This window comes from Acetobacter sp. DsW_059 (assembly GCF_002153695.1).
GTDB classification, from domain to species: Bacteria; Pseudomonadota; Alphaproteobacteria; order Acetobacterales; family Acetobacteraceae; genus Acetobacter; species Acetobacter thailandicus.
The window spans coordinates 1-5,580 of record NZ_JOPI01000061.1 but is presented as its reverse complement, the minus strand read 5'-3'; the positions used below and the strand labels follow the sequence as shown (position 1 = coordinate 5,580).

Below are 5,580 nucleotides of genomic sequence, written 5' to 3'. Positions count from 1 at the left end.
TCGGTAAGCCTGTGAATCACAATCTCTCGCTCAGTTCAATAAATTAACAGGTCCTGAGCCTAGACAGCGGGCCGCATTCTGCCTGCCATGTTTTGTCGTTTCTGGTCAGATATGAGGGTAAATAATATGGTTATAGCTGGCGCGAACTACCCGCTGCATATCCACATACTGCCATAATGCTGCAGGTTGTAATACACAGTGCGATAGGGGCAGACCAGTTGCCGGATGTATCATGCAGTGCACCAACAAGTGGTGGCGCCGCTGCGGCAATGGTGTAGCCAATGGTTTGTGCCATCCCTGATAAAGCGCTTGCCTGGCGTACAGTACCAGCTCTGAGACTAATAAAAGATAAAGCCATAATAAAGCTTGCTCCGGTGCCAAAACCAAAAAGCGTTGTCCAGATAGTCGCGTGATGCGGCCAGCAAAGTAGTCCCAGTAAAGCAATGCCTGTAATGATGGTCGTCCCGGTTGCCATGACTTTATGGTTTTTAAAGCGGTGTAGTGTGGGTACAAGCACCAGACCCGGAATGGCCGTGGCTAGCTGCGTTAGTCCATGAAGAGATCCCGCTTCATGAAGTGAATAGCCTGCTGCAGTCAGAATATTGGGCAGCCAGGTAATGACTGTATAATAAATAAGTGAGTTAAGACCCAGAAATAGCGTGACATACCATGCCAGAGAAGATTGCCATATTTTCGTGTGAAACGTCTGTGGAGAAGCAGTTTCGGCAACTGGCTGAGTATGGTTACGTAGTTGTGGCAGCCAGACAGCAATTGTCAGTAAAGGCAGAATGGCAAAAAGCTCTAAGGCACGCATCCAGTTTGAAGAGGGCAGAGTGGCAAGAGGTACAACGCAACCTGAAAATACAGCTGCCGCTACGCCAGAAACAAAAGCATAGACAGCGGTTAACGTTGTAATATTTTTGGGAAAATCTCGTTTCAGCAATGCAGGCAGAAGAACATTAGCAATAGCAATACCCAGCCCGATAACCGCTGAACCGGCAAATAGCATCGAGACTGTTCCGGATGATCTTATAAAAATACCAGATGTAATAAGCACCAGGCCCAGCATCAGGCTGCGTTCAAGACCATAATGCCTTGCCAGCAACACGCAAAAGGGTGATGCAAAAGCAAAAGCCAGCAGTGGCAGGGTTGTTAGTGTGCCAGTTGCGAAGGTGGTCAGTGCGAAAGTTTTATGGATCATCGTGAGTAAAGGCGCAATTCCTGTAACGGGCGCGCGCAGACTGGTGGCAATAAGCAAAATACCGGTGATAAGAAGCACTGGTCGCGATACCATGAATGATGAGAAATTTTTCTTCATAAAAAATCTGTTCCAGTGTAGGTGCCGTAAGGCTCTTTCACTGTTATAGCTATTTTTCGCTTATATGAATTGCGATATAATGACTGATAATCATTTTATCCTGCCAAAAATAACAGAATAACGATGTTTCCCTCTCAGATTGCTCCTGAAGATTTTGATCCCGATACATCTTACCAGCCAGCCATCGCGCTCAGTCTGGAGTTTACGCGTTATGAACTTGATGCTCCGGCACATACGCACCGTAAGGGGCAGCTTATTCTTGCGTTACATGGTGCGGTAACTTTTACAGCTGCCAATGGTATTTGGATCGTACCTCCCAATTGTGGTGTATGGGTGCCTGGCGGGGTGGTACACAGCAATCGTGCAACAGATAATGCTCACCTTGCTTTTTTATTTGTTGAACCCGGTGCTGCTGCTTTACCTGATTATTGCTGCACTTTGGGAATATCAGCCATTGTACGTGAGATGATTCTTCATCTTGCAGGTCTTTCCTCTGACTACAGCGCTAATAGTCACACAGCTCGGCTTGTCAGAGTGCTGCTTGATGAACTGACCCTTATGCCAGAGGAGCGGCTGAACCTGCCTGTTTCTGATCATCCGAAAGTAAGGGAAATAGCAAAAGCGCTCACCAGTAACCCTGCTGACAGAGCAATAATGGCAATATGGGCCGAGCGTGTTGCTTTGAGCGAACGCTCTCTCGCGCGACTGATTGTACAGGAGACCGGACTGACCTTCGGCCGCTGGCGTCAGCAGCTTCAGCTGATTATAGCGTTACGGGAGCTTGCTAAAGGAGTTGCCGTTCAGAAGGTTTCTGAAGCATTAGGTTATGAATCGGTTACGGCATTTATTCAGATGTTTAAAAAAGCGCTCGGTAAAACACCGGCTCGTTATTTTGAGCATGCCGGTCAGGTGTAAAATGCGACTGTAATACCAGGAGCAGGACGCATTAATCTTCTGAAGTCAGCGAGAGATTATGACTCAACGAGCTTGTCAATGAAGGTCAGCCTGTTTTCCTCAGGCGCCCTGATATTTTTACCTAATATCTAAGTTCGAGATGAAGGAATTGATTGAAATCATCTTGAACATATGAGTGCTCTTCACAAACCCTTAGCACTGATACTGATATTGCACTCCTCATGCCGGGTATGATTGTGGATTTCCCTGATACGCTTCTCTGGGTCGAACCGGCGTCACTGTCGTTACTTCGATGAAGTAGCCGCCCTTTGCTCGAAAGTAGAAGGACCATGCACCATGTGTGTCGCATGGTGCATGCACCTCCCAGCCATCCGCACTGAGACGCGTATACAGAGCATCGACGTCTTCGTGAGACTTTTGGATGAAACCAATGTGCATGATGTCGGGTTGCCTGGGGTAACTGAAGTCTTCGAGTTTTTTGGCGAAATGATTGACGATTAGTACCAACCCGTCATCATCCTGCATGATGGCCATTTTGGTTCCACGCACAACGAGAGTTCGCAGGCCGAAATATTGTTCGAACATTGCGCGATCAGCTTCAGTATCGTGGCTGTAGAGATTGATGTGGTTTAGCTTCATAGCTGTGTCTTTCCGTTGGTGAGACGGACACGAGCCGGTCGCAACATGGACAACGACGACCGACCACGGACGAGGCCAATCCTCGTCGTGCCCGGCCATGGTCAGGAGCAGATTTACCTGCTCAGGCGTGACTGTCTCCAAAGAGACCGCAAGTTGTCACCATACCTGCATCGCTGTCTTTTTAGGCACGGATGATTGTGCTGACGTCAGCAGTAGTGGTCAAGCGGCATCTTCAGTTATGCCCTCTTCGTAAAAGCTTATCGGATGACGTAACATGCCAGCGTAATGGTGGCTCTAAAGGAAGGACCAGCTCATGTTTTGGTCACTTGTCATAACTCTGCCAACAGATGTCATCGGGAAATGTGATGTGAATACTGTCGCATCGTGTTCAATAGCGTAATTCAAAGCCCATTTGCGCGATACGATGGCTGTCTGGGGATCTGCATCAAAAACGGCACTCCACTCCGGAACACGCACTTGAATAGGGTGATGCATGACATCTCCCGTAAAGAGTGCACGCTCCATACCAGATTTCAGCACAAGAGATGCGTGATGTGGCGTATGCCCAGGTGTGGAATGAAAGGAAATTCCCTCAAGAATTTCGGATCCGTCTACGTCAATCTGATCTGCAAGACCCGCCGAAACAATCGGATCAACGCTATCTATGCGTGTCATGAAGCTGGTTTTATTACGGGCACTATCATGAGCAGGATTGCTGAAAAAATCGTATTCGGCTTTGGAAAAAATATATCGGGCATTCGGGAAGGTCGGAACCCAGATGCCATTTTTCAGGCATGTATTCCATCCGACATGATCGACATGCAGATGGGTAAGAAGAACAAAATCGATGTCTTCAGGCCTGACGCCAGTGCGCATTAAATTTTCAAGCCACACTGTCTGCAAATGATCGAAATGCAGAGCAGCAGGACGGACCTTGTTATTTCCAACTCCCGTATCCACAAGAATTTTCCGGCCGCGATCCTCGACGAGCCAGCTATGAACGCTCAAAAGGACTTTCTTTTCTGAAGCATCCAGCGTTTCAGGCAGGTCGGGATAGGCCTGAAGTGCCGTTGCATTATTCCAGTCAGGAAGTAGCTGTTCCGGAGAGAGTGCTTTCAGCGTCAGATCCTGTATTTTTAGAATGCGGGCATCCCCTACAGTATACCACTGAAGATCGTTCAGAAGCATAAGCCTCCCTTTCGTTTTTATTTCTCAAAGAAATACAGCACTGTTGTCATAAAGGGAAAAGAGATTTCAAGTCTTGCGGGAGTACGCCTGTTGCATGGTTTGACAGGCACCCGAAAAGCGGGTCCCATTCTTCAATGCGCAGATCACAAATCAAACCTTCTGATGCAAAGGGATCACCGGCAATCATCGCGTCAACCTCCTGTCGACTGGCGCCTTTCATAATCAGAAAGCCGGAGCGCAATGGGGCGCCTTTCAACGGACCAGAGGCCAGCAGACTACCTTCCTGTATAAGGCGCCTGAGATACAACACGTGTGCTGCGACATGCTGTCCCCACCCCTCGCCGTCAGGGTGCTCCATGCGAACAAGATAAACAGGCATTTCAAAAGTCTCCTTCAGAACCGGGCTTACCAATCACTCGAAGCTTTCAGTATATTCTTCTTTCTGGCTGGATAAATTGTCGATATGAGACATCAGTCACAACTGAGGATGATGAATGCTTGACCGTTTAACCAGCATGAAGATTTTTATCAGGGTCGTGGAACTGGGGTCCTTTGCTGCGGCCTCCCAGCATCTGACTTTGTCACCGCAGATGGTCGCCAGGCATATAGAGGCTCTGGAGCATCACCTTGGTGCTCGCCTGTTACATCGGACCACACGTCGGCAAAGTCTGACTGAAACAGGACGGCTCTATTGCGAGCAGTGTCGCCTGGTTCTGAAGGCCGTTGAACGAGCGGACAGTCTGGCAGCCAATACGCTTGGCACACCGCGTGGCATATTATCTGTTAGTGTACCCGTCACCTTCGGGCGAACAGTATTCCTGCCATTTGTTCACAATTTTCAAAAAAAATATCCAGATATTCAAGTCCATTTGTCACTGACAGATCAACTGGTTCACCCCACAATGGATGGTCATGAGGCTGTGATCCGAATTGGTGAACTGGAGACGGACCTTACAGCGGTCAGTCGTCCTTTGACGGCCTATCGTCGGGTCATTTGCGCGGCTAAGACCTATCTGGAAAAATACGGTTTTCCAGGGCAGCCCGAAGATCTGATGCGTCATGAGTGTCTCATATATGAAAATTCCGGCGGCCCTGTAACGACCTGGCACTTTTCTCAAGGGAGCGTTACGCGGCTTGTGACCGTCTCCGGGCGGATAATCAGTAATGATTCAAGTGTTCTGCATTCTGCAGCACTTGCTGGCGATGGTATTCTGCTGGGATATGAGCAGGCTTTGCTTCCAGATATTAAAAGCAAACGGCTTGTCCGGCTTATGCCCAGGTGGACAGTTCCGGACAGGCCCATGCACCTGCTCTATAACGCAGGTCCGGTTATGACCCCAAAACTGCGAGTCTTTGTAACCGAGCTTCAACAGGCTTTCCAGGTTTAAGTTACCCTCAAATATGGAGGGCAAGCGGTCTGTCCGGTTGATAGCCTCATCATTTTTACCGAACATCTTCTAGGCTCAGGACCTGTTAATTTATTGAACTGAGCGAGAGATTGTGATTCACAGGCTTACCGA

The 5,580-nt window shown here is 48.5% G+C and carries 6 protein-coding genes; 2 read left to right on the top strand and 4 right to left on the bottom strand.

Features of this window, described 5'->3' with window-relative positions; genetic code table 11:
• Nucleotides 1–130: 130 nt before the first annotated feature.
• On the bottom strand, nt 131–1,318 hold the full coding sequence (locus tag HK25_RS11440; RefSeq protein WP_086636294.1) for an MFS transporter: 1,188 nt from the start codon (nt 1,316–1,318) through the stop codon (nt 131–133).
• 123 nt (nt 1,319–1,441) lie between these two features.
• On the opposite strand from HK25_RS11440, the gene HK25_RS11435 reads away from it, so the two are divergent.
• Nucleotides 1,442–2,233 (top strand): helix-turn-helix transcriptional regulator, encoded by a 792-nt coding sequence (locus HK25_RS11435; protein ID WP_086636293.1) that lies wholly within the window; start codon nt 1,442–1,444, stop codon nt 2,231–2,233.
• A gap of 219 nt (nt 2,234–2,452) precedes the next feature.
• Here the strand turns inward: HK25_RS11435 and HK25_RS11430 are convergent, their stop codons facing one another.
• The 3 genes from HK25_RS11430 to HK25_RS11420 form a co-directional block, all read right to left on the bottom strand.
• Nucleotides 2,453–2,872 (bottom strand): VOC family protein, encoded by a 420-nt coding sequence (locus HK25_RS11430; RefSeq protein WP_086636296.1) that lies wholly within the window; start codon nt 2,870–2,872, stop codon nt 2,453–2,455.
• Between the two features lie 294 nt (nt 2,873–3,166).
• Nucleotides 3,167–4,054, bottom strand: coding sequence for an MBL fold metallo-hydrolase (locus tag HK25_RS11425; protein WP_086636295.1), 888 nt, complete (start codon nt 4,052–4,054; stop codon nt 3,167–3,169).
• Nucleotides 4,055–4,106: 52 nt separating this feature from the next.
• Complete coding sequence (locus HK25_RS11420) at nt 4,107–4,439, bottom strand: YciI family protein (RefSeq protein ID WP_086636292.1); 333 nt, start codon at nt 4,437–4,439, stop codon at nt 4,107–4,109.
• Nucleotides 4,440–4,554: 115 nt separating this feature from the next.
• On the opposite strand from HK25_RS11420, the gene HK25_RS11415 reads away from it, so the two are divergent.
• Nucleotides 4,555–5,448, top strand: a complete 894-nt coding sequence (locus HK25_RS11415) for a LysR family transcriptional regulator (RefSeq protein WP_086636291.1) — start codon at nt 4,555–4,557, stop codon at nt 5,446–5,448.
• The last annotated feature ends 132 nt before the right edge of the window (nt 5,449–5,580 follow it).